The following is a 19,436-nucleotide window of genomic DNA, read 5'->3' as shown; positions in this document are numbered from 1 at the left end:
CACCTCACCGGTCCTTCCGGAGAACGACCACGAACCTGTCGTCGTAAGGGGTCTCCTCGTCCTTCGGCAGGAGCAGAAGTGACAACGTGGAGCGTTCACCGGCGAAACGGACGTCCACGGAGGCTTCCTGCTCACCCAGGGCGAAGTCCGCCGTGGCGGGGCGCTGGGCGGCGTCACCCCAGCGGGCCACCCAGCGCTTCGCTTCCTCCTCGGTGCCACTGTCCTCCCCTGCCACCTCGGCCAGGCCATTGGCGTCGCGGGCCTTGAGGCGGGCCAGGACATGCTCGGCGGTGGCGAGGCTGCCGGGGGTGGGGCGCCCGGTGACGGTCAGGTCGAGCTCGGCGGTGCCGTCCTTTACACGATCGGGGGTCTTGTCGGTGGACAGGGCGTCGCAGCCGCCGAGCAGCAGCACGAGTGCTCCCACCAGCCACACCGATCGGCGCGCCCGGCTCAACTGCGCTTCCCCGGTCGGATGATGCTGATGGCGCTGAGGTGCTTGTTGCCCTTGAACCACTGGTTGAGAGTGGTGTGGGTCTTGCGGCCGTGCTGGGTGATGCTGATGTTGCCTCCCTTGGCCGCGGTGACGACCCCGGTGTGGTTCCACCTCTTGGAAGAGGTGTAGTAGCCGAAGATCACGTCGCCTGGCCGGGCATCGTAGCGTGAGATCTCGCGACCGCCCCGGTAGTTCTTCAGGTGCTGACGCAGGTTCGCCGCAGCGGTCCAGGTGTAGCTGTCCACAAACCGGCGAGGGCCGCTACCCGGCTTTGGGGTAGCGGCCCTCGCGGCGTTTCTGACAGCAAGTCGGAGGGTTGGCCGGGCGGTGCGCACGCGGTGCACAAGGGGGCGGAAGGCAGGCGGTGACAGTGAGAACTACCGAGAAGGGTTTTCCCAGGTCACAGCCTGTTTACAGGGGTCCGGCCCAGGTCGCCCGACCATGCCTCTTAGATGTCGAAGTACAGCTCGAACTCGTGCGGGTGCGGGCGGAGCTGGATCGGGGCGATTTCCTTGGTGCGCTTGTAGTCGATCCACGTCTCGATCAGGTCGGACGTGAAGACGCCGCCCGCCTGGAGGTACTCGTTGTCCTCCTCCAGGGCGGTCAGGACGGAGGAGAGGTCGGTCGGGACCTGGGGGACGCCCGCGTGCTCTTCGGGGGCGAGCTCGTAGAGGTCCTTGTCGATCGGCTCGGCCGGCTCGATCTTGTTCTTGATGCCGTCGAGGCCCGCCAGCAGCAGGGCCGAGAAGGCCAGGTACGGGTTCGAGGACGGGTCCGGGGCGCGGAATTCGACGCGCTTGGCCTTCGGGTTCGAGCCCGTGATCGGGATGCGCATCGCCGCGGAGCGGTTGCGCTGCGAGTAGACCAGGTTGACCGGGGCCTCGAAGCCGGGGACCAGGCGGTGGTAGGAGTTCACCGTCGGGTTGGTGAAGGCGAGGAGGGACGGGGCGTGCTTGAGGATGCCGCCGATGTAGTAGCGGGCGGTGTCCGACAGGCCCGCGTAGCCCTGCTCGTCGTAGAAGAGCGGCTCGCCGCCCTGCCACAGGGACTGGTGGACGTGCATGCCGGAGCCGTTGTCGCCGAAGATCGGCTTGGGCATGAAGGTCGCGGTCTTGCCGTTGCGCCAGGCGACGTTCTTCACGATGTACTTGAAGAGCATCAGGTCGTCGGCCGCGGCCAGCAGCGTGTTGAACTTGTAGTTGATCTCGGCCTGGCCGGCGGTGCCCACCTCGTGGTGCTGGCGCTCGACCTGGAGGCCGGAGCGCTCCAGCTCCAGGGAGATCTCGGCGCGCAGGTCGGCGAAGTGGTCGACCGGCGGGGCCGGGAAGTAGCCGCCCTTGTAGCGGACCTTGTAGCCGCGGTTGTCCTCCAGCGCACCGGTGTTCCAGGCGCCGGCCTCGGAGTCGATGTGGTAGAAGCCCTCGTTGGCCGTGGTGTTGAACCGCACCGAGTCGAAGACGTAGAACTCGGCCTCGGGGCCGAAGAACGCGGTGTCCGCGATGCCGGTGGAGGCGAGGTAGGCCTCGGCCTTCTTGGCGATGTTGCGCGGGTCGCGGCTGTACTGCTCGCCCGTGATCGGGTCGTGGATGAAGAAGTTGATGTTCAGCGTCTTGTCACGGCGGAACGGGTCCACACGGGCCGTCGACAGGTCGGGGCGCAGCGCCATGTCCGACTCGTGAATGGCCTGGAAACCACGGATCGACGAGCCGTCGAAGGCCAGCTCCTCGGCCGGGTCGAACGCCTTGGCCGGGATCGTGAAGTGCTGCATCACGCCCGGCAGGTCGCAGAACCGGACGTCGACGAACTTGACGTCCTCGTCCGCGATGAACTTCTTGGCGTCATCGGCGTTCTGGAACATCCAACTCCTCCTACTCCCACCCAGGGGAGGGCGGGGTTGTAGCTCGGTCGTGCGGCCAGTGCGGTGGCACACGCTGGTTCTGACCCTAGGGACGCGGGATTTCTCAAGCGTGACCCATTTGTTTCGACCAAGTTAACCGGCGCGGGGGCTTGTGCGCGCGAACAGACCCGGGTCGAAGTGATCGAAAGCGGTCGCAGTACCGTGGACGGGTGGACAACAGGCAAGCAATCGGATCGTGGCTCTCCGGGCCGCGCGCGGCAGCCGAGGAGATGGGTGCCGACTTCGGCTACCGGGGTCAACGGCTCGGTCTGCCGCAGGAGGGCCCCGGTTCCATCGCGCCGCTCGGGCGGCGGTTCGGCGCCCTGTTCATCGACTGGACCCTGTGCATGGTGATCGCATACGGCCTGATCGCGCGGGGTGACCAGGCGGCCGCCGGCAACTGGGCCGTGGTCGTCCTCTTCGTACTCAACGTGCTCACCGTCGGCACGGTCGGCAGCACGCCCGGTAAGCGGCTGCTCGGTCTGCGCGTCATCTCGGTCGACGGCGAGCGGCTGGGTCTCGGACGGGTCGCCGTGCGCAGCGCCCTGCTGTGCCTCGCCATTCCCGCGCTCATCTGGGACCGCGACGGCCGCGGACTGCACGACCGCCTCTCGCGGGCGGTGCAGGTGCGGAACTGATACGGATACGCATACGAAAAGGGGCGCCCCCGGCCTTCGTGGCGGGGGCGCCCCTTGTCGTATGCGGAGCGTCGTACGCCTAGCGCATCTTTCCGCCGCGCGGCATCCGCATGCCCTTGGGCATCGGACCCTTCGGCAGCGGCATGTTGCTCATCAGGTCGCCCATCGCGCGCAGCCGGTCGTTGGCCTGCGTCACCTGCGGGCCGGTGAGGACGCGCGGCAGCTTCAGCATGGTCGTACGGACCTTGTTCAGCGGCACCTGGCCCTCGCCCTTGCCGACGATGATGTCGTGCACCGGTACGTCCACGACGCGGGCCATCCGCTTCTTCTCGGCCGCCAGCAGCGTCCTGAGCCGGTTGGGGTTGCCCTCGGCGACCAGCACGATGCCGGCCTTGCCGACCGCGCGGTGGACGACGTCCTGGTGGCGGTTCATCGCGACCGCGGGGGTGGTCGTCCAGCCGCGGCCCACGTTCTGCAGGACGGCGGCCGCCGCGCCCGGCTGGCCCTCCATCTGCCCGAAGGCCGCCCGCTCGGCGCGGCGTCCGAAGACGATCGCCATGGCGAGGAAAGCCAGCAGGAAGCCCAGAATGCCCAGGTAGACCGGGTGCCCGATCAGGAAGCCGATCGCGAGGAGGACGCCGAAGACGACGATTCCCACGCCCGCGACGACAAGACCGACCTTGGGATCGGCCTTTCGGGTCATCTTGTACGTCAGGGCGATCTGCTTCAGTCGCCCGGGGTTCGCAGCGGCGTCACCGCTGTCTGATTTTGCCTTCCTCGCCATGCTGTGAAGTTTACGTGGCCCGGGAAGCGCGGTCCGACACGGCCTCCAGTACGTGCAGGGCCTCCACCCGGTCCTTGGCCCGGCGCCGGTCCTCCAGCACGGACGTCCAGGCGTTGCGGCGGGCGGTGCGCTGGCCGCCGCTGAGCAGCAGTGCCTCGACGGCGCGCAGAGCGTCGGTGACCGACGGGAAGGCGTTGGCCCGGACTTCGCCCACCTCGTGTACGTGGCGTGCCCGGCGCGCCCGATGTGCCTCGCGTACCTGCTGAGTCGCGGCCTGCATCTCGAAGTCCTCCCTGGGAGCGGGTTCAGCGGGAGTGGGGGGTGCGCGGCTCCGCGCGGCGGCTCGTGCGCGGGGCATGCGCGGTGTGTGCAAAGAGCGTTACAGACTGGTGTTACCAGGGCATGACCGACCGGTCAAACACGGGTGAAGCCCTGACGCCTGGGGTCGGAATGCCGACGCGGCCCGTACACGCCCCTCACCTGGGGGCATGTCCGGACCGCGGCCGCTCCGGCGCTACCCGCCGGTAAGTTGTTGTGCGGCGATTCACACGGCCGCTTCGCCGCGCCGCTCCATCGCCTGCTGGAAGAGGCGGCCGGCACGGTAGGAGGAACGGACCAGCGGTCCGGACATCACGCCGGAGAAGCCGATCTCGTCGGCCTCCTCCTTCAGCTCCACGAACTCCTGCGGCTTGACCCACCGCTCCACCGGGTGGTGGCGCACCGAGGGGCGGAGGTACTGGGTGATCGTGATGAGCTCGCAGCCCGCGTCGTACAGGTGCTGGAGCGCCTCGCTGACCTCCTCGCGGGTCTCGCCCATGCCCAGGATCAGGTTCGACTTGGTCACCAGACCGGCCTCGCGGGCCTTGGTGATGACCTGAAGCGAGCGCTCGTAACGGAAGCCGGGGCGGATGCGCTTGAAGATCCGCGGCACGGTCTCGACGTTGTGCGCCAGCACCTCGGGGCGGGCGGAGAAGACCTCGGCCAGCTGCGCGGGTACGGCGTTGAAGTCGGGGATCAGCAGCTCGACCTTGGTGTGGCCGCCCTCGCGCCCGGCGGTCATCGCGTGGATCCGGCGCACCGTCTCCGCGTACAGCCAGGCGCCGCCGTCCTCCAGGTCGTCGCGCGCGACGCCGGTGATCGTGGCGTAGTTCAGGTCCATCGTGACGACCGACTCGCCCACGCGGCGCGGCTCGTCACGGTCCAGCGCCTGCGGCTTGCCCGTGTCGATCTGGCAGAAGTCGCAGCGCCGGGTGCACTGGTCGCCGCCGATGAGGAAGGTCGCCTCGCGGTCCTCCCAGCACTCGAAGATGTTCGGACAGCCCGCCTTCTGGCAGACCGTGTGCAGCCCCTCGCTCTTGACGAGCTTCTGGAGCTGGTTGTACTCGGGGCCCATCTTCGCCCGGGTCTTGATCCACTCGGGCTTGCGCTCGATGGGGGTCTGGCTGTTCCGGACCTCCAGGCGCAGCATCTTGCGTCCGTCGGGTGCGACTGCGGACACGGCTGGCTCCTACGGCTTCGATTCCTCGGCGAACACCAGGGTACGCCCGATAAAAATGTGGCTTCGCCCCTGGCCAACCTCGGGCCGGTGAGGGGCATTCCCAGGCCGGTCCCAGACGCGTACGCACGCCCGGGTGAGGCCCGTGCCCAGGCGGTCAGGCGGCCCCGGCGGGCGACGGCTGTACCTGCGCCCCGGCGGGCGCCGGCTGCGCCTCCCGCTCGATCTCGCGGGGCCTGAGCTCCGCGCTCCCCAGTACGTCCCGCAGATGCCTCTCCACCACCGGGAGCACCTCGGCAATCGTCACGTCACGGCCCAGTTCGTTCGCGAGCGACGTCACGCCCGCGTCCCGGATGCCGCACGGCACGATCCGGTCGAACCAGGTGTTGTCCGGGTTCACGTTCAGCGCGAAGCCGTGCATCGTGACGCCCTTGGCCACGCGGATGCCGATCGCCGCGAGCTTGCGGTCCTCGCGGCGCTGGCCCGCGTTGGACGGGGCGTACTCCGGGCCGTTCAGGCGGGGGTCGAACTCCTCGTCCTCCAGGCGCGGGTCGAAGTCCAGCGACAGCCCGCCCGGCGAGGGGCGCTCCTGCACCGGGTCGCCCAGCACCCACACCCCGCTGCGGCCCTCGACCCGGGTGGTCTCCAGGCCGAACTCCGCCGCCGTACGGATCAGCGCCTCCTCCAGGCGGCGTACGTGCGCCACGACGTCCACCGGGCGCGGCAGCTTCATGATCGGGTAGCCGACGAGCTGGCCGGGGCCGTGCCAGGTGATCTTGCCGCCGCGGTCGACGTCGACGACCGGCGTTCCGTCCAGCGGGCGCTCGCTGTCCTGCGTGCGCCGCCCGGCCGTATACACCGGCGGGTGCTCCAGCAGCAGGCAGGTGTCCGGGATCTCGTCCGCGAAACGGGCGGCGTGCACCTCGCGCTGCTTGTCCCACGCGCGCCGGTACTCGACGGCTTCCGCGCCGAAGCCCACATGGACGAATCGCAGCTCACTCACGGCAACGCCTCCCTAGAACCTTGCAGCGAACCTTGCGCGAGAACCTTGCGCCAGAACCTTGCAGCGTGCATTCATCGCGCCCCCGCCACTGTACGGCGGGTCCGCCGGTGGCAGACGGGCAGGTACGTTCCCGCAGCGGCCCGTCAGCACCGCCCCAATCCTCACACGATCGGATGAATGTGGGACGAAGGCGGCGGTACGGACGTCGGAGGCGGTTAAATTCGCGCCGATCCAAGGGGGACTGCACCCCGGCCCGGAAGGCAAGGCAGGAGACCGCACAGCTGATGACGGATCGCCCCCCGCAGCGCACCCCCAACCGCCAGCTCGCCGCCCTCATCGCCGAAGCGGGGTTCTCCAACGCCGGCCTCGCCAGACGGGTCGACCAGCTCGGTCTCGAACACGGCCTCGACCTGCGGTACGACAAGACGTCGGTCACCCGCTGGCTGCGCGGCCAGCAGCCACGCGGCACCACACCGGCGCTGATCGCCGAGGTCTTCACCCGCCGCCTCGGGCGTCGGCTGTCCGCCCAGGACCTGGGCCTCGACGCCTGCGCGCCGGTATACGCAGGACTCGAATTCGCCGCCACGCCCGAGGAGGCCGTCGACATCGTCAGCGGCCTGTGGCGCAAGGACTCCGGCAGCCACGCCGAGCTCCGCAAGATCGCGTTCACCCCGGCCGGTCTCGTCGTGCCCAGCCGCGACTGGCTGATCGGCCGCGCCGACGAGCGCGTCGGCCGCGGCGAACCCGGCCCCGGCACCGAAGCCCGTGTCCCCGCGCAGGGCCGCGCCTCCGTGCCGCGCCAGCGCTCCACCGACCGCGGGCCCGGCCAGCGCGTCACGGGCGGCGACATCGCCGCGCTGCGCTCCGTCGCCGAGCTGTTCCGCACCCTCGACCACGCGTACGGCGGCGGGCACGCCCGCCAGGCCCTCGTCCGCTACCTCGAACACGAGGCCGAGCCCATGCTGCGCGGCGTCTACGGCGAGACGGTCGGGCGGCGGCTGTTCGCCGCGGCCGCCGATCTGACCCGGCTGGCCGGCTGGACCTCGTACGACATCGCCGCGCACGGCCTCGCCCAGCGGTACTTCGTCCAGGCCCTGCGGCTCTCCCAGGCCGCCGGGGACCGCGCGTACGGCAGTTACGTCCTGATCACCATGAGCCGCCAGGCCGTCTACCTCGGCCACGGGCGCGAAGCCGTACAGCTGGCGCGCGTCGCCCAGCAGGGCGTCGGCTCCTCCGCGCCGCCCGTCGTCCAGGCGATGCTGCACTCCGTCGAGGCGCGCGGGCACGCCGTCCTCGGCGAGGTGCGGGCGTGCACCTCCTCCCTCGTCCGGGCCGAACGGGCCCTGGACACGGCCCGGCCCGGCGACGACGTGCCGTACTGGGCGCGATTCTTCGACGAGGCCCAGCTCGCCGACGACTTCGGCCACTGCCACCGGGACCTCCAGCAGTACCGGGCCGCCGTCCAGCACGCGGAACGCTCCCTCCAACTGCGCGCCCCCGCCTTCGCGCGCAGCCGCCTCTTCTGCCGTGTCGTGCTCGCCACCGCCCGCCTCGGTCTCGGAGAGCTGGACCAGGCGTGCGCGCTGGGGGCGGAGGCCGCCCAGCAGGCCTCCGAGATGCGCTCGGCCCGCGCCACGGAGTACGTACGGGACTTCGAGCGCCGCCTTGAGCCCTACCGGGACGCCACGGCGGTACGGAACTACCGCGACCGGGTGGGGGCGATCGGCTAGACCCTCGGGGGTCGACTCACGACGCTGCCGTAGGATCGCCGAGGCATTGATCACCATCAGCACTCTCGGGGGGAGTCGGCGGACGTGACCAGGTGGAGGACCGTGGCGGCCGTTGTGGCCGTGGGAACGATCGTCGTGGGATGCGGGTCCGGCAAGCAGCCGGACGGCGAGCCGAGTGCTCCCGCCAAGGCCGCGCCGCCGGCGCAGGAGAAGCTCGCCGCCGACCCGGGTATCCGGTACGAGAAGGCCGTCGTGCCGGCGATGGAAGGCCTCGTGTGCGACGAGGGCGACGGGGGCTTCCGGTTCGGCCAGGGCCTCGACATCAGCGTCTCGGGCGACGACGGGCTGAAGGAGGTCGCGGACGAAGCCGACGATCACGCGGACGAGATCTCCTGCTCCGGCAGTCCGCGCATCACCCTCCGCGAAGGCACGGCGTCGGCGTCGGTACCCGACTTCACCGCCAGGACGAACCTGTACGACAAGGTCGCGGACCCCACGGCGTCACTGGACGAGATCTTCGAACAGTCCATGTCGCTGAGCAAGAGCTACGGCCGCGACCTCATCGGCGAACCACGGGCCTTCACCAGCCGCACCCTGGTGGTGAAGTGCGGCCACAACACCGCCGACACCCTGCCCATGACCACCTGCTTCTGGGCGAACTACGGCGCGGCCGGCGTGGTCGACTTCTTTCCCCCGCAAGGACAGCACGTGCCGATGGAGTCGGCCGCCGCCCTGACGAAGAACTTCGTCGCTGGAGCGCTCAAGGGCACCAGCGGCTCCTGACCTCCGCCCCTGCGCCCCTACGCTCCCGGGCCCGGTCGGGCAGGCAGACGCCGTCCGCCCCGGAAGGACTCCGGGCGGACGGCGCCGCCGCGCGAGGCCACTGCCTAGGCCGCCGCGGCGCTCACGGCGGCTTCGCGGTACGCGGGCGCGATGCCGAGGTCGCGGAGGACCGCCTCCGCGGCGCGGCGGCCCGAGCGGAACGCGCCCTCGACGGTGCTGGTGTCCCGGTGGTCGCCGCACACGTACAGCCCGCCCAGCAGCCGGACCGGCCGCCGCGGATCGTGCGGCGGCGGCATGGCGGGGACGGCCTCGGGGTCGTGATGGACGTCCAGCAGCTCCCAGTCGTCGGTCGCCGTCCCGTACAGGCCGGCCAGCTGGCTCCTGACCCGCTGGTCCAGCCGGTCCGGCGGGGCGCCGAGCACGGTGGAACTGATCAGCACGCGGCCGCGCGGGGCCCGCGACGGGTCGACCTCGCTCATCACGGCCGAGTGCGAGACCGGGCCGGTGCGGTCGGCGTCCAGGACGAGCGCCGCGTCCGGCAGCGGCACGGCGGGCGCGGTGTGGTGCACCACCGTGACCGGGTGGAACGCCGGTACGCGCAGGCCCGGCAGCAGCTCGGCGGCGGCGCGGGCGCCGGTGGCCACGACCAGACAGCGGCAGCTCAGCTCGCCGTGCTCGGCGGTGACCACCTTGCTGATCGACGCGTCCTTGACGTGGACGCCCGTCTTCACCGTGCCGGGCGGCAGCGCGGCCGCCAGCCGCTCCGGGAGCGTCGCGGCGCCGCCCGCCGGCACGCACAGCCGGCCGCGCGCGAAGCCGCGCAGCGCGAGGTCGGCGCAGCGGCTGGACGTGGTCAGGTCCGGGTCGCTCAGCAGCGCCGACAGCAGCGGCCGCAGGAACCCGCTGACGGTGCGCGCCGGCAGCCCGCGGCCCGCCAGCGTGTCCAGCGCCGGGCGCTCCGGGCGGGCCAGCAGCCGGGCGGTCGGCGTCGCCGCGAGCCGCGCGAGCGCCGCGCCGAGCCGGGCCTGGTCCAGCGGGCGCGGGCCGCTCGCGATCGCGCGCGCCCGGGTCAGCGCTCCGCCCCTGGAGGCATCACCGGTCCGGTGCAGCCGGCCGTCGCTGTGCACCAGGATGCCCGGCTGGAAGAGCCGCAGGTCGGCGCTGTCGAGGCCGGGGTACGAGGTACTGAGCAACTGCCCCGTCCGGTCCAGCCGGAACCCGTCGACGTGCGCGGTGGCCATCCGGCCGCCGACGTGGGGGGCGGCTTCCAGGACGCTGACCGTCGCTCCCGCACTGGTCAGCTGATGAGCCGCGGACAGTCCGGCGATCCCGGCTCCTACGATGACGACGTCCGCGTGGCGTGCGCGTGCGCTACTGAGCACGTGTCCCTCCCCGGGGTGGCGGTTCGGTGCGTGGGGGGCTCATGCCCGTGACAGAGCCTAGGAATACTCACGTTCGGTACCCGAGAGTATGAGCGGGCCCCCGGCCCCGGTCACGCGCGCGCGGGGGGTCACCGAAGCACGGGGTCGCACGCCGCGCGCCGCCCCCCGGGCCCCCCGCCCAGCACGGCCGCCCCCTGGGCCCTCGCCCAGCACCGGCGCCCGCCGGGCGTCACGCCGCCGCGATGGCCGTGTCGATCGTCGGGAAGGCGAAGCGGAAGCCGGACTCCAGGAGCCGCGCCGGCAGTACGCGCTGGCTGCCCAGCACGTCCGCCGCGAAGTCGCCCAGCGCGATCCGCAGCGCCGCCGCCGGGACCGGCAGGAGGGTCGGGCGCCGCAGGACGCGGCCCATCGCGGCCGTGACCTCCCGGTTGGTGACCGGTTCGGGCGCGGTCAGGTTCACCGGGCCGGACAGCGACTCGTCGTCCACCAGGTGCCTGAGCGCGGCGATCTCGTCGTGCAGGGAGATGAAGCTCCAGAACTGCTCACCCGAGCCCAGCCGCCCGCCCAGCCCGGCCCGGAACAGCGGGAAGAGCGGCCCCCACGCGCCGCCCCCGCGCGCGACCACCAGCCCGGTGCGGGCGTACACGACGCGGACGCCCGCCTCCTCCGCCGCGCCGGCCGCCTCCTCCCAGTCGACGCACACCGACGGCAGGAACCCCTCGCCCGCCGGAGCGGTCTCGTCCACCGCGCGCGACCCCGTGTCGCCGTAGTAGCCGATCGCCGTACCGCAGACCAGGACCTTCGGCGGCACGTCCAGGGAGGCGACGGCCTCCGCGATCGCGGCGGTGCCCAGCACCCGGCTCTCCCGGATCTCCCTCTTGTACGCCTCTGTCCAGCGGCGTTCACCGACGCCCGCGCCCGCGAGGTGGACGACGGCGTCGCAGCCGACCAGGCCGGCCACGTCGACGTACTGCCGCTTGGGGTCCCACTCCACCTCGTCACCGGCCCGCGCGGGGCGCCGCACGAGCCGGACGACCTCGTGTCCGTCGGCCCGCAGCGAGCGGACCAGGGCCGTGCCGATGAGACCGGTGGAGCCGGTGACCGCGATGCGAGAAATTCTCATGGGCACATCCTGCCCTCGTGGCACAGTGACGGTCATGACCGCCCCGTACACCGGCATACGCATACGCCGCGCACGACCCGAGGACGACGCGGCGCTCGCCGAGCTCGACCGCGCCACCTGGTCGCCGCTGCACGCCGTACAGCCCGCGCCGCAGCCGCCGTACGATCCGTTCTTCGACTCCACCCACCGCCCGGGGGACTTCCTGGTCGCGGTGGACGACAGCGGCCGCGTCGCCGGGTACCTGCGGCTCGTGCCCGCCACGCGACTGGCCTGCAACGCGCACGTACGCCAGATCCAGGGCCTCGCCGTGGCCGGGTGGGCGCGCGGCCGGGGCGTCGGGCGGGCCCTGCTGCGGGCTTCGTTCGAGGAGGCACGCCGCCAGGGCGCGACGCGTATGACCCTGCGGGTGCTGGGCCACAACACGCCTGCGCGCAGGCTCTACAAGTCCGAGGGCTTCGCCGTCGAGGGCGTACTGCCGGGGGAGTTCCATCTGCACGGGCGGTATGTGGACGACGTCCTCATGGGACGCAGCCTGCTGGACAACGGCTGACGGCCGACGCCCGATCCTCAGGCCCTCAGGCCCTCATTGCCCTCAGGCCCCGAAGCGTTCCCAGAGCCGTGGGAAGCGCTCCGCCAGGGCCTCGTCGTCGTCGAAGTCGAACGGCGTGCCCTCGGGTTCGGGGGGCTGCGGCGGGATGCCCAGGTCCGGCGCCACGGTCCCGGTCAGCTGCTCGTACGCCTCGTCCGCCGCGTACCCCAGCTCCTCGCCGTCCCCGTCGATCTCCTCGTCGAAGTCGTCCAGCAGTTCGGCGAGCGAGTCCGGGTCGTGCACCGCCCCCTCGAACACCTCCCGGCCCTGGCCGATCAGCCAGCAGCGGAAGTAGTCGAAGGCGTCGTCGCTCGCGCCGCCCAGCAGTACGGCGGCGGCGCCCCACAGGTCCCAGGTGTACGCGCGGTTGTAGCGGGCCTCGAAGTGCCGGGCGAAGTCCAGCACGGAGTCGGGATCGAGCTGTAGCAGTCGCTCGACGAGCAGCTCGGCGTGGTCCTCGGGGTCGCCCTCGGCGGCCTCGCGGGTCGTGTCGATGATCTCCCAGAACTCCGTCTCGTCCATCACGGGACAAGCATCGGGGGTCAGGGGGCCCCGTGCACGCCCAGCGGCCAAAAAGAAACCGGACAGCAGATGTCGTATTTCAGTGCGAGCGTCGTCGTATGACCCACCAGAACACGGAGAGCACGACCACCAGCAGGACCAACAGCACGACGGACAACACGACGGACAACACGACGGACAGCACGACGGACAACACGACGGACAACACGACGGACAGCACGCCCCTCACCGGGAGGATCGCCCTCGTCGCGGGCGCGACACGCGGCGCGGGCCGTGCCATCGCCGTCGAGCTCGGCGCCGCCGGGGCCACCGTGTACGTCACCGGCCGCACCACCCGTAGCCGCACCAGCGAGGTCGGCCGGCCGACCGAGACGATCGAGGAGACCGCCGAACTGGTCACCGCGGCGGGCGGCGAGGGCATCGCCGTACCCACCGACCACCTCGACCCCGACCAGGTACGGGACCTGATCACCCGTATCGAGCAGGAGCGCGGACGGCTCGACATCCTCGTCAACAGCCTCTGGGGCGGCGACCACCTCATCCCCTGGGGCAAGAAGATGTGGGAGACGGATCTCGGCCAGGGCCTGCGGATGCTGGAGCTCGGCGTCCGCAGCCATGTCATCACCAGCAGCTTCGCCCTGCCACTGCTGATCCGGCACCCGGGCGGGCTGGTCATCGAGATGACGGACGGGACGGCCGAGTACAACGGAACGCGCTTCCGCGAGAACTTCTACTTCGACCTCGCCAAGAACGCGCCCCTGCGCATGGCCTTCGCCCTGGGCGAGGACCTGAAGGAGGTGGGAGGCACGGCGGTCGCGCTCACCCCCGGCTACCTCCGCTCCGAGATCATGCTCGACATCTACGGCGTACGGGAGGAGAACTGGCGCGACGCGGTGAAGAACGAGCCGCACTTCGCCGTCGCCGAGTCGCCCGCGTACGTCGGCCGCGCCGCCGCCGCGCTCGCCGCCGACCCCGACCGCCACCGCTGGAACGGCCAGTCGCTCTCCAGCGGGCAGCTCGCCAAGGTCTACGGCTTCACCGACACCGACGGCTCCCGGCCCGACGGCTGGGCGTACTTCATCGACGTGGTGCACGGCGGCAAGGACGCGACCGCCGACGACTACCGGTAAAGGGCCGCCATCCGGGCCGCCGCCTCGGCGAACCGCTCCCGCAGCGACGGCGGCTCCAGCACCTCCGCCTCAGGCCCGAGCGCCAGGAGCTGGCTGTAGGCGACCTCCTCCGACTCCACCGGCAGGGTGAGCGTCACACGGCCCTCCGCGTCGGGCGGACCGGCCGCCTCCAGCGCCTCGCGGGCGGCGGCCCGGTCCGTCACGTACGGCAGTCCGCGCGCCCCGGCCTCCGTCACCCGCACCACCACCTCCGTACGCAGGATCGAGCGGGCGAACTGCGCCGCCCGCTCTTCCCAGAACCCCGGCAGGTCGAACTCCTCATCCCGTACGAACCGGTCGTCGCCGAGGGCCACGGCGGCGAACCGGTCGACGCGGTACACCCGGTACGACTCCTCCACGCGGGCGCACAGGTACCACACGCCCGCCTTCAGCACGAGCCCGTACGGCGCCAGCTCCCGGTCCACCTCGACCTCCGCGCGCCGGTAGCGCACCGACACCAGCCGGTCGTCCCACACCGCCTCCGCGATGACGGGCAGCAGCTCGGGCGTCTCGGGCTCCTGGTACCAGCCCGGCGCGTCCAGGTGGAACCGCTGCGCCGCCGAGGTCGGCGCGTCCCGCAGCGACGGCATCAGCGCGGCCGACACCTTCAGCCGGGCCGCCGACGCCGCGTCCGCCAGCCCCATCTCGCGCAGGGCTCCCGGCACCCCCGACAGGAACAGCGCCTCCGCCTCGCTGCGCGCGAGCCCGGTCAGCCGCGTGCGGTACCCGCCGATCAGCCGGTACCCGCCCGCCCGCCCGCGGTCCGCGTACACCGGAACCCCCGCCTCCGACAGCGCGAGCGCGTCCCGCGTGATCGTCCGCTCCGAGACCTCCAGCTCACGCGCCAGCTCGGCGGCGGTCATGGACGGCCGCGACTGGAGCAGGAGCACCATCTTGATCAGCCGGGCAGCACGCATGTCCACATCATGCAAGAAGCCCCCGCCGAAGCGGGGGCTCCTGAGGACGGGACCCTTACAGCCCGTAGCGCTCGCGGGCGTCCTTCACCACCGAGGCCGGGACCTCACCGCGCTTGGCGAGCTGGGCCAGGGAGGCGACCACGATGGACTCGGCGTCCACGCCGAAGTGGCGGCGGGCCGCCTCGCGGGTATCCGACAGGCCGAAGCCGTCCGCGCCGAGCGAGCTGTAGTCCTGCTCGACCCACTGCGCGATCTGGTCCGGGACCTGGCGCATGTAGTCGCTGACCGCCAGCACCGGGCCCTGCGCGTCGGCCAGCGCCTGGCGGACGTACGGCACCCGCTCCTCGCCGCGCAGCAGCGCCGCGTCGGCCTCCAGCGCGTCGCGCCGCAGCTCGGTCCACGAGGTCGCGGACCACACGTCGGCACTCACGCCCCACTCGGCGGCCAGCATGTCCTGGGCCTTCAGCGCCCAGTGGATGGCCGTACCGGACGACAGCAGCTGGATGCGCGGCGCGTCGGCCGTGACGGGCGTGCCCTCCTTGAAGCGGTACAGGCCCTTGATGATGCCCTCGTCCACGCCCTCGGGCTTGGCCGGCTGGGGCATCGGCTCGTTGTAGACGGTCAGGTAGTAGAAGACGTTCGGGTCCTCGCCCGGGGCCGCCTCGCCGTACATCCGGCGCAAGCCGTCCTTGACGATCGCGGCCACCTCGTAGGCGAACGCCGGGTCGTACGTCAGCGCGGCCGGGTTGGTCGCCGCGATGACGGGGGAGTGGCCGTCCGCGTGCTGGAGGCCCTCACCGGTCAGCGTGGTGCGGCCGGCGGTGGCGCCGACGAGGAAGCCGCGGCCGAGCTGGTCGCCGAGCTGCCACATCTGGTCGGCCGTGCGCTGCCAGCCGAACATCGAGTAGAAGATGTAGAAGGGGATCATCGGCTCGCCGTGCGTGGAGTACGCGGTCGACGCGGCGATGAAGTCGGCCATCGAGCCGGCCTCGGTGATGCCCTCGTTGAGGATCTGGCCGTCCTTGGCCTCGCGGTAGTACATCAGCTGGTCGCGGTCGACCGGCTCGTACGTCTGGCCCTTCGGCGAGTAGATGCCGAGCGACGGGAACAGCGACTCCATACCGAAGGTGCGGGCCTCGTCCGGGACGATCGGCACCCAGCGCCTGCCGGTCTGCTTGTCGCGGATCAGGTCCTTCATCAGGCGTACGAACGCCATGGTGGTCGCCACCGACTGGCTGCCGGAGCCCTTGTCGAAGGCGGTGAACGTCTTGTCGGCCGGCGCCGGCAGCGGCGCCACCGGCTGGACGCGGCGGGCCGGGGCGGGGCCGCCGAGGGCCGCGCGGCGCTCCTGGAGGTAGCGGACCTCGGGGGAGCCGGCGCCGGGGTGGCCGTAGGGCACCTGGCCGTCGACGAACGCGGAGTCCGGGATCGGCAGGCCCAGCAGGTCCCGCATGTCCTTGAACTCCTCCACCGACAGCTTCTTCATCTGGTGGTTGGCGTTCTTGGACTCGAAGCCCTTGCCGAGCGTGAAGCCCTTGACCGTCTGGGCGAGGATCACGGTCGGCGCGCCCTTGTGCTCCAGGGCCGCCTTGTAGGCCGCGAAGACCTTGCGCGGCTCGTGGCCGCCGCGCGAGTGCTGGAAGCACTCGATGATCTTGTCGTCGGACAGCAGCTTCGCCATCTCGACCAGGGCCGGGTCCTTGCCGAAGAAGTCCTCGCGGATGTAGGCGGCGTCGCGGGTCTGGTACGTCTGGATCTGCGCGTCCGGTACCTCGCGCAGCCGGCGTACGAGCGCGCCCGTGGTGTCGAGCTGGAACAGCTCGTCCCAGGCGTTGCCCCACAGCGACTTCACGACGTTCCAGCCGGCGCCGCGGAACTGGGCCTCCAGCTCCTGCACGATCTTGAAGTTGGCGCGGACGGGGCCGTCGAGGCGCTGGAGGTTGCAGTTGATGACGAAGGTGAGGTTGTCGAGCTCCTCACGGGCGGCGAGCGCGAGGGCCGCCGTCGACTCCGGCTCGTCCATCTCGCCGTCGCCGAGGAACGCCCACACGTGGGAGTTCGAGACGTCCTTGATGTTCCGGTTGGTCAGGTAGCGGTTGAAGCGCGCCTGGTAGATCGCCGACAGCGGGCCGAGGCCCATCGAGACGGTCGGGAACTCCCACAGCCACGGCAGGCGGCGGGGGTGCGGGTAGGACGGCAGGCCGTCGCCGCCGGACTCCTGGCGGAACTTGTCCAGGTGCGCCTCGGTCAGGCGGCCGTCGAGGAAGGCGCGGGCGTAGATGCCGGGGGAGGCGTGGCCCTGGATGTAGAGCTGGTCGCCGGAGCCGTCCTGCTCCTTGCCGCGGAAGAAGTGGTTGAAGCCGGTCTCGTAGAGCCAGGCGGCGGAGGCGAAGGTGGCGATGTGGCCGCCGACGCCGTACTTGGAACCGCGGCTCACCATGGCCGCCGCGTTCCAGCGGTTCCAGGCGGTGATCTTCGCTTCCATCGCCTCGTCGCCGTCGAAGCCGTAGCCGGCCTCGGCGGCGGTGGGGATGGTGTTGACGTAGTCGGTTTCGAGCAGCTTGGGCAGCGCGAGACCGGCGCCCTCGGCGCGCTCCAGGGTGCGACGCATCAGGTACGCGGCGCGGTGCGGCCCGGCGGCCTTGGCGACGGCGTCGAGGGACGCCTGCCACTCGGCGGTCTCCTCGGGGTCGCGGTCCGGCAGCTGGTCGAGCTCGCTCGGCTGGATGCGGGTGGGGTCGGTCGTCATGATCGCCGCCTTCCGGAGTCGAAGGGGTGTGGAGCCCTTGGTCTTGGCAGGACAGGGCGAGAGACCTCTTGTTGAAGTCCGCGGACGACTGTACGACCGTGATCGATGATCGATCAAAGTGTTGAGCCAAAAATATGCCCTCACGGGCCAAAGTAGGCATTGGGTGCCAGGAAAATGGGCACCGGGTGCCTTGTTTTCGCAGGTCGTCCTCGCTGATGAGCGTGCGCGCCGCCCGATGAGCGGGGCCGGCGGCTACGCGCGCGGGGCACAGCCGAGGACGTGTTCCTTCACCAGGACGCCGATGCGCGGATCCCGGCGGCGGAATGCCTGGACGAGCTCCTCGTGCTCCTCCGCGTACGACTTCTGTACGGTGCCGAGCCAGCGGATCGACAGCGCCGTGAAGACCTCGATGCCCAGGCCCTCCCAGGTGTGCAGCAGCACACTGTTGCGCGCGGCCCGCACCAGCTCCCGGTGGAACGCCACCGTGTGCCGCACCTGCGCCGTGCCGTCCGCGCGGGCGTCGGCCTCGTACAGCGCCGCGACATGCGGCTCCAGGGCCGAGCAGTCCTCGCCCAGCCGGTCGGCCGCCAGCTCGGCGGCGATCTGCTCCAGACCGGCCCGGACCGGGTAACTCTCCTCCAGGTCCGCCGCGGTGAGGTTCCGTACCCGTACGCCCTTGTTCGGCGCCGACTCGATCAGCCGCAGGCTCTCCAGCTCGCGCAGCGCCTCGCGTACGGGCGTCTGGCTGACCGCCAGCTCCGTGGCGATGCGCCGCTCGACGATCCGCTCACCCGGCTTCCAGCGGCCGCTGACGATGCCCTCCACGATGTGCTCGCGGATCTGCTCGCGCAGCGAGTGGACGACGGGCGGGGTCATGGGGGTGCTCCTTCGCGGCTGCGGCGGTTGATCGCCATTATTCCGCCCGGTAACCGCTTGCGGCTGCTCCGTGCGGGAGACGCCCGTCACGCGACGACGGCGCCCCCGGCCGGAGGGCATCCGGCCGGGGGCGCCGTCGTCGTACGGCTGGGGGTTACAGGCCGAGGTCGACCTCGAACTCGCCGGCCTCCAGGATCGCCTTGACGGCCGTCAGGTAGCGGGCCGCGTCGGCGCCGTCCACCAGACGGTGGTCGTAGGAGAGCGCCAGGTACGTCATGTCGCGCACCGCGATGGTCTCGCCCAGGTCCGGGTGGTCGATGACCACCGGGCGCTTGACGGTGGCGCCGATGCCCAGGATGGCGACCTGGTTCGGCGGCACGATGACCGTGTCGAACAGCGCACCGCGCGAGCCGGTGTTGCTGATCGTGAAGGTCGCGCCGGACAGCTCGTCCGGGGTGATCTTGTTGCTGCGGACCTTGCCCGCCAGCTCGGCGGTGGCCTTGGCGATGCCCGCGATGTTCAGGTCGCCCGCGTGCTTGATGACCGGCGTCATCAGGCCCTTCTCGGAGTCCACGGCGATGCCGACGTTCTCCGTGTCGAAGTACGTGATCGTGCCCTCGTCGTCGTTGATCCGGGCGTTGATGACCGGGTGGGCCTTCAGCGCCTGGGCCGCCGCCTTCACGAAGAACGGCATCGGGGAGAGCTTCACGCCCTCGCGGGCGGCGAACGCGTCCTTCGCGCGGTTGCGCAGCTTCATCAGCTTGGTGATGTCGACCTCGACGACCGAGGTCAGCTGGGCCTGCGTGTGCAGCGCCTTCATCATGTTGTCGCCGATGACCTTGCGCATGCGGGTCATCTTGACCGTCTGGCCGCGCAGCGGGGACGCCTCCAGCGCCGGGGCCTTCGCGGCGGCGGCCGGGGCGGCGGCGGCCGGAGCCGGGGCAGCGGCGGCGGCCTTCGCGGCCTCGGCGGCGGCGAGGACGTCCTGCTTGCGAATGCGGCCGCCGACGCCGGTGCCCTTGACCGTCGCGAGGTCGACACCGTTCTCGGCGGCGAGCTTGCGGACCAGCGGGGTCACGTACGCGCCGTCCTCCGCCGGCTGTGCGGCGGCGGGGGCGGGGGCGGCAGCGGGAGCCGTCGGGGCGGGCGCCGGGGCCGGGGGGGGGGGGGGGGCCTGTGCCAGCCTCGTGCGCGTCGGCGGCGGCCCTGTCGGGGTCGCTGGCCAGGGCGTACGGCTCGGCCAGGGCGGCTGTGGGGGTGAGCCGGTCGCGGTAGAGCTGGAGCGC

Annotated in this window: 19 protein-coding genes; 5 read left to right on the top strand and 14 right to left on the bottom strand. The window is 71.5% G+C overall.

What is annotated here, in order from left to right; genetic code table 11:
• Positions 1 to 4 precede the first annotated feature (4 nt).
• The 3 genes from QWM81_RS25485 to glnA all read right to left on the bottom strand — a co-directional run bounded on the left by QWM81_RS25485 (position 5) and on the right by glnA (position 2,351).
• Positions 5 to 424 carry a hypothetical protein gene (locus tag QWM81_RS25485; protein ID WP_290114692.1) on the bottom strand — a complete coding sequence of 140 codons (420 nt, stop codon included), beginning with the start codon at positions 422 to 424 and terminating at the stop codon, positions 5 to 7.
• A gap of 26 nt (positions 425 to 450) precedes the next feature.
• On the bottom strand, positions 451 to 738 hold the full coding sequence (locus QWM81_RS25480) for a CHAP domain-containing protein (RefSeq protein ID WP_290114691.1): 288 nt from the start codon (positions 736 to 738) through the stop codon (positions 451 to 453).
• Between the two features lie 203 nt (positions 739 to 941).
• Positions 942 to 2,351: a type I glutamate--ammonia ligase gene (gene glnA, locus QWM81_RS25475; RefSeq protein ID WP_290114690.1), complete on the bottom strand. Its 1,410-nt coding sequence runs from the start codon at positions 2,349 to 2,351 to the stop codon at positions 942 to 944.
• Between the two features lie 209 nt (positions 2,352 to 2,560).
• On the opposite strand from glnA, the gene QWM81_RS25470 reads away from it, so the two are divergent.
• Positions 2,561 to 3,028, top strand: coding sequence for an RDD family protein (locus tag QWM81_RS25470; protein ID WP_290114689.1), 468 nt, complete (start codon positions 2,561 to 2,563; stop codon positions 3,026 to 3,028).
• Between the two features lie 79 nt (positions 3,029 to 3,107).
• Here QWM81_RS25470 and QWM81_RS25465 read toward each other — a convergent pair whose 3' ends face one another.
• From QWM81_RS25465 to lipB, 4 genes are all read right to left on the bottom strand, one after another.
• On the bottom strand, positions 3,108 to 3,812 hold the full coding sequence (locus QWM81_RS25465) for a DUF4191 domain-containing protein (protein ID WP_290114688.1): 705 nt from the start codon (positions 3,810 to 3,812) through the stop codon (positions 3,108 to 3,110).
• A gap of 10 nt (positions 3,813 to 3,822) precedes the next feature.
• Entirely contained in the window at positions 3,823 to 4,026 is a 204-nt protein-coding gene (locus tag QWM81_RS25460) for an SCO2195 family GlnR-regulated protein (RefSeq protein WP_290114716.1), read from the bottom strand.
• Positions 4,027 to 4,356: 330 nt separating this feature from the next.
• Positions 4,357 to 5,310 (bottom strand): lipoyl synthase, encoded by a 954-nt coding sequence (gene lipA, locus QWM81_RS25455; RefSeq protein WP_290114687.1) that lies wholly within the window; start codon positions 5,308 to 5,310, stop codon positions 4,357 to 4,359.
• Positions 5,311 to 5,464: 154 nt separating this feature from the next.
• Entirely contained in the window at positions 5,465 to 6,310 is an 846-nt protein-coding gene (gene lipB, locus QWM81_RS25450) for a lipoyl(octanoyl) transferase LipB (RefSeq protein WP_290114686.1), read from the bottom strand.
• 284 nt (positions 6,311 to 6,594) lie between these two features.
• Here lipB and QWM81_RS25445 point away from each other — a divergent pair, with 284 nt between their 5' ends.
• Together QWM81_RS25445 and QWM81_RS25440 are read left to right on the top strand one after the other, a co-directional pair.
• Positions 6,595 to 8,040 (top strand): NsdA family TPR-like regulatory protein, encoded by a 1,446-nt coding sequence (locus QWM81_RS25445; RefSeq protein WP_290114685.1) that lies wholly within the window; start codon positions 6,595 to 6,597, stop codon positions 8,038 to 8,040.
• Positions 8,041 to 8,142: 102 nt separating this feature from the next.
• Complete coding sequence (locus QWM81_RS25440; protein WP_290114684.1) at positions 8,143 to 8,823, top strand: hypothetical protein; 681 nt, start codon at positions 8,143 to 8,145, stop codon at positions 8,821 to 8,823.
• Positions 8,824 to 8,927: 104 nt separating this feature from the next.
• On the opposite strand, the gene QWM81_RS25435 is transcribed toward QWM81_RS25440, so the two are convergent.
• Entirely contained in the window at positions 8,928 to 10,205 is a 1,278-nt protein-coding gene (locus QWM81_RS25435; RefSeq protein ID WP_290114683.1) for an NAD(P)/FAD-dependent oxidoreductase, read from the bottom strand.
• A 229-nt stretch (positions 10,206 to 10,434) separates the two neighbouring features.
• Positions 10,435 to 11,328, bottom strand: a complete 894-nt coding sequence (locus QWM81_RS25430; protein ID WP_290114682.1) for a TIGR01777 family oxidoreductase — start codon at positions 11,326 to 11,328, stop codon at positions 10,435 to 10,437.
• Between the two features lie 34 nt (positions 11,329 to 11,362).
• Between QWM81_RS25430 and QWM81_RS25425 the strand changes: the two genes are divergently transcribed.
• Positions 11,363 to 11,878, top strand: coding sequence for a GNAT family N-acetyltransferase (locus tag QWM81_RS25425; protein ID WP_290114681.1), 516 nt, complete (start codon positions 11,363 to 11,365; stop codon positions 11,876 to 11,878).
• Between the two features lie 42 nt (positions 11,879 to 11,920).
• Here the strand turns inward: QWM81_RS25425 and QWM81_RS25420 are convergent, their stop codons facing one another.
• Positions 11,921 to 12,439, bottom strand: a complete 519-nt coding sequence (locus tag QWM81_RS25420; protein ID WP_290114715.1) for a DUF4240 domain-containing protein — start codon at positions 12,437 to 12,439, stop codon at positions 11,921 to 11,923.
• 98 nt (positions 12,440 to 12,537) lie between these two features.
• Here QWM81_RS25420 and QWM81_RS25415 point away from each other — a divergent pair, with 98 nt between their 5' ends.
• The gene (locus QWM81_RS25415; RefSeq protein ID WP_290114680.1) at positions 12,538 to 13,569 is read left to right on the top strand and encodes an SDR family oxidoreductase; all 1,032 of its coding nucleotides are present in this window, start codon (positions 12,538 to 12,540) and stop codon (positions 13,567 to 13,569) included.
• Here the strand turns inward: QWM81_RS25415 and QWM81_RS25410 are convergent.
• The 4 genes from QWM81_RS25410 to sucB all read right to left on the bottom strand — a co-directional run.
• The gene (locus QWM81_RS25410) at positions 13,560 to 14,525 is read right to left on the bottom strand and encodes a helix-turn-helix transcriptional regulator (protein WP_290114679.1); all 966 of its coding nucleotides are present in this window, start codon (positions 14,523 to 14,525) and stop codon (positions 13,560 to 13,562) included. The two genes, QWM81_RS25415 and QWM81_RS25410, sit on opposite strands and share 10 nt — an antisense overlap.
• Before the next feature lie 55 nt (positions 14,526 to 14,580).
• Positions 14,581 to 17,274: a pyruvate dehydrogenase (acetyl-transferring), homodimeric type gene (gene aceE / locus QWM81_RS25405; RefSeq protein WP_290114678.1), complete on the bottom strand. Its 2,694-nt coding sequence runs from the start codon at positions 17,272 to 17,274 to the stop codon at positions 14,581 to 14,583.
• Between the two features lie 252 nt (positions 17,275 to 17,526).
• Positions 17,527 to 18,150, bottom strand: coding sequence for a GntR family transcriptional regulator (locus tag QWM81_RS25400; protein ID WP_290114677.1), 624 nt, complete (start codon positions 18,148 to 18,150; stop codon positions 17,527 to 17,529).
• Between the two features lie 154 nt (positions 18,151 to 18,304).
• A partial coding sequence (gene sucB, locus QWM81_RS25395) for a 2-oxoglutarate dehydrogenase, E2 component, dihydrolipoamide succinyltransferase (protein WP_290114676.1) occupies positions 18,305 to 19,436 on the bottom strand: 1,132 nt, incomplete at its 5' end.

The organism is Streptomyces ficellus (assembly GCF_030406405.1).
GTDB classification, from domain to species: Bacteria; Actinomycetota; Actinomycetes; order Streptomycetales; family Streptomycetaceae; genus Streptomyces; species Streptomyces ficellus_B.
This window is presented reverse-complemented; position numbering and strand designations above follow the sequence as displayed.

Excerpts from the sequence above, each read along its gene's own strand:
- QWM81_RS25410 (WP_290114679.1), bottom strand. The coding sequence starts at position 14,525 with ATGCGTGCTGCCCGGCTGATCAAGATGGTGCTCCTGCTCCAGTCGCGG.
- QWM81_RS25430 (WP_290114682.1), bottom strand. The coding sequence starts at position 11,328 with ATGAGAATTTCTCGCATCGCGGTCACCGGCTCCACCGGTCTCATCGGC.
- QWM81_RS25465 (WP_290114688.1), bottom strand. The coding sequence starts at position 3,812 with ATGGCGAGGAAGGCAAAATCAGACAGCGGTGACGCCGCTGCGAACCCC.
- glnA (WP_290114690.1), bottom strand. The coding sequence starts at position 2,351 with ATGTTCCAGAACGCCGATGACGCCAAGAAGTTCATCGCGGACGAGGAC.
- QWM81_RS25420 (WP_290114715.1), bottom strand. The coding sequence starts at position 12,439 with ATGGACGAGACGGAGTTCTGGGAGATCATCGACACGACCCGCGAGGCC.
- QWM81_RS25445 (WP_290114685.1), top strand. The coding sequence starts at position 6,595 with ATGACGGATCGCCCCCCGCAGCGCACCCCCAACCGCCAGCTCGCCGCC.
- aceE (WP_290114678.1), bottom strand. The coding sequence starts at position 17,274 with ATGACGACCGACCCCACCCGCATCCAGCCGAGCGAGCTCGACCAGCTG.
- QWM81_RS25415 (WP_290114680.1), top strand. The coding sequence starts at position 12,538 with ATGACCCACCAGAACACGGAGAGCACGACCACCAGCAGGACCAACAGC.
- QWM81_RS25425 (WP_290114681.1), top strand. The coding sequence starts at position 11,363 with ATGACCGCCCCGTACACCGGCATACGCATACGCCGCGCACGACCCGAG.
- QWM81_RS25400 (WP_290114677.1), bottom strand. The coding sequence starts at position 18,150 with ATGACCCCGCCCGTCGTCCACTCGCTGCGCGAGCAGATCCGCGAGCAC.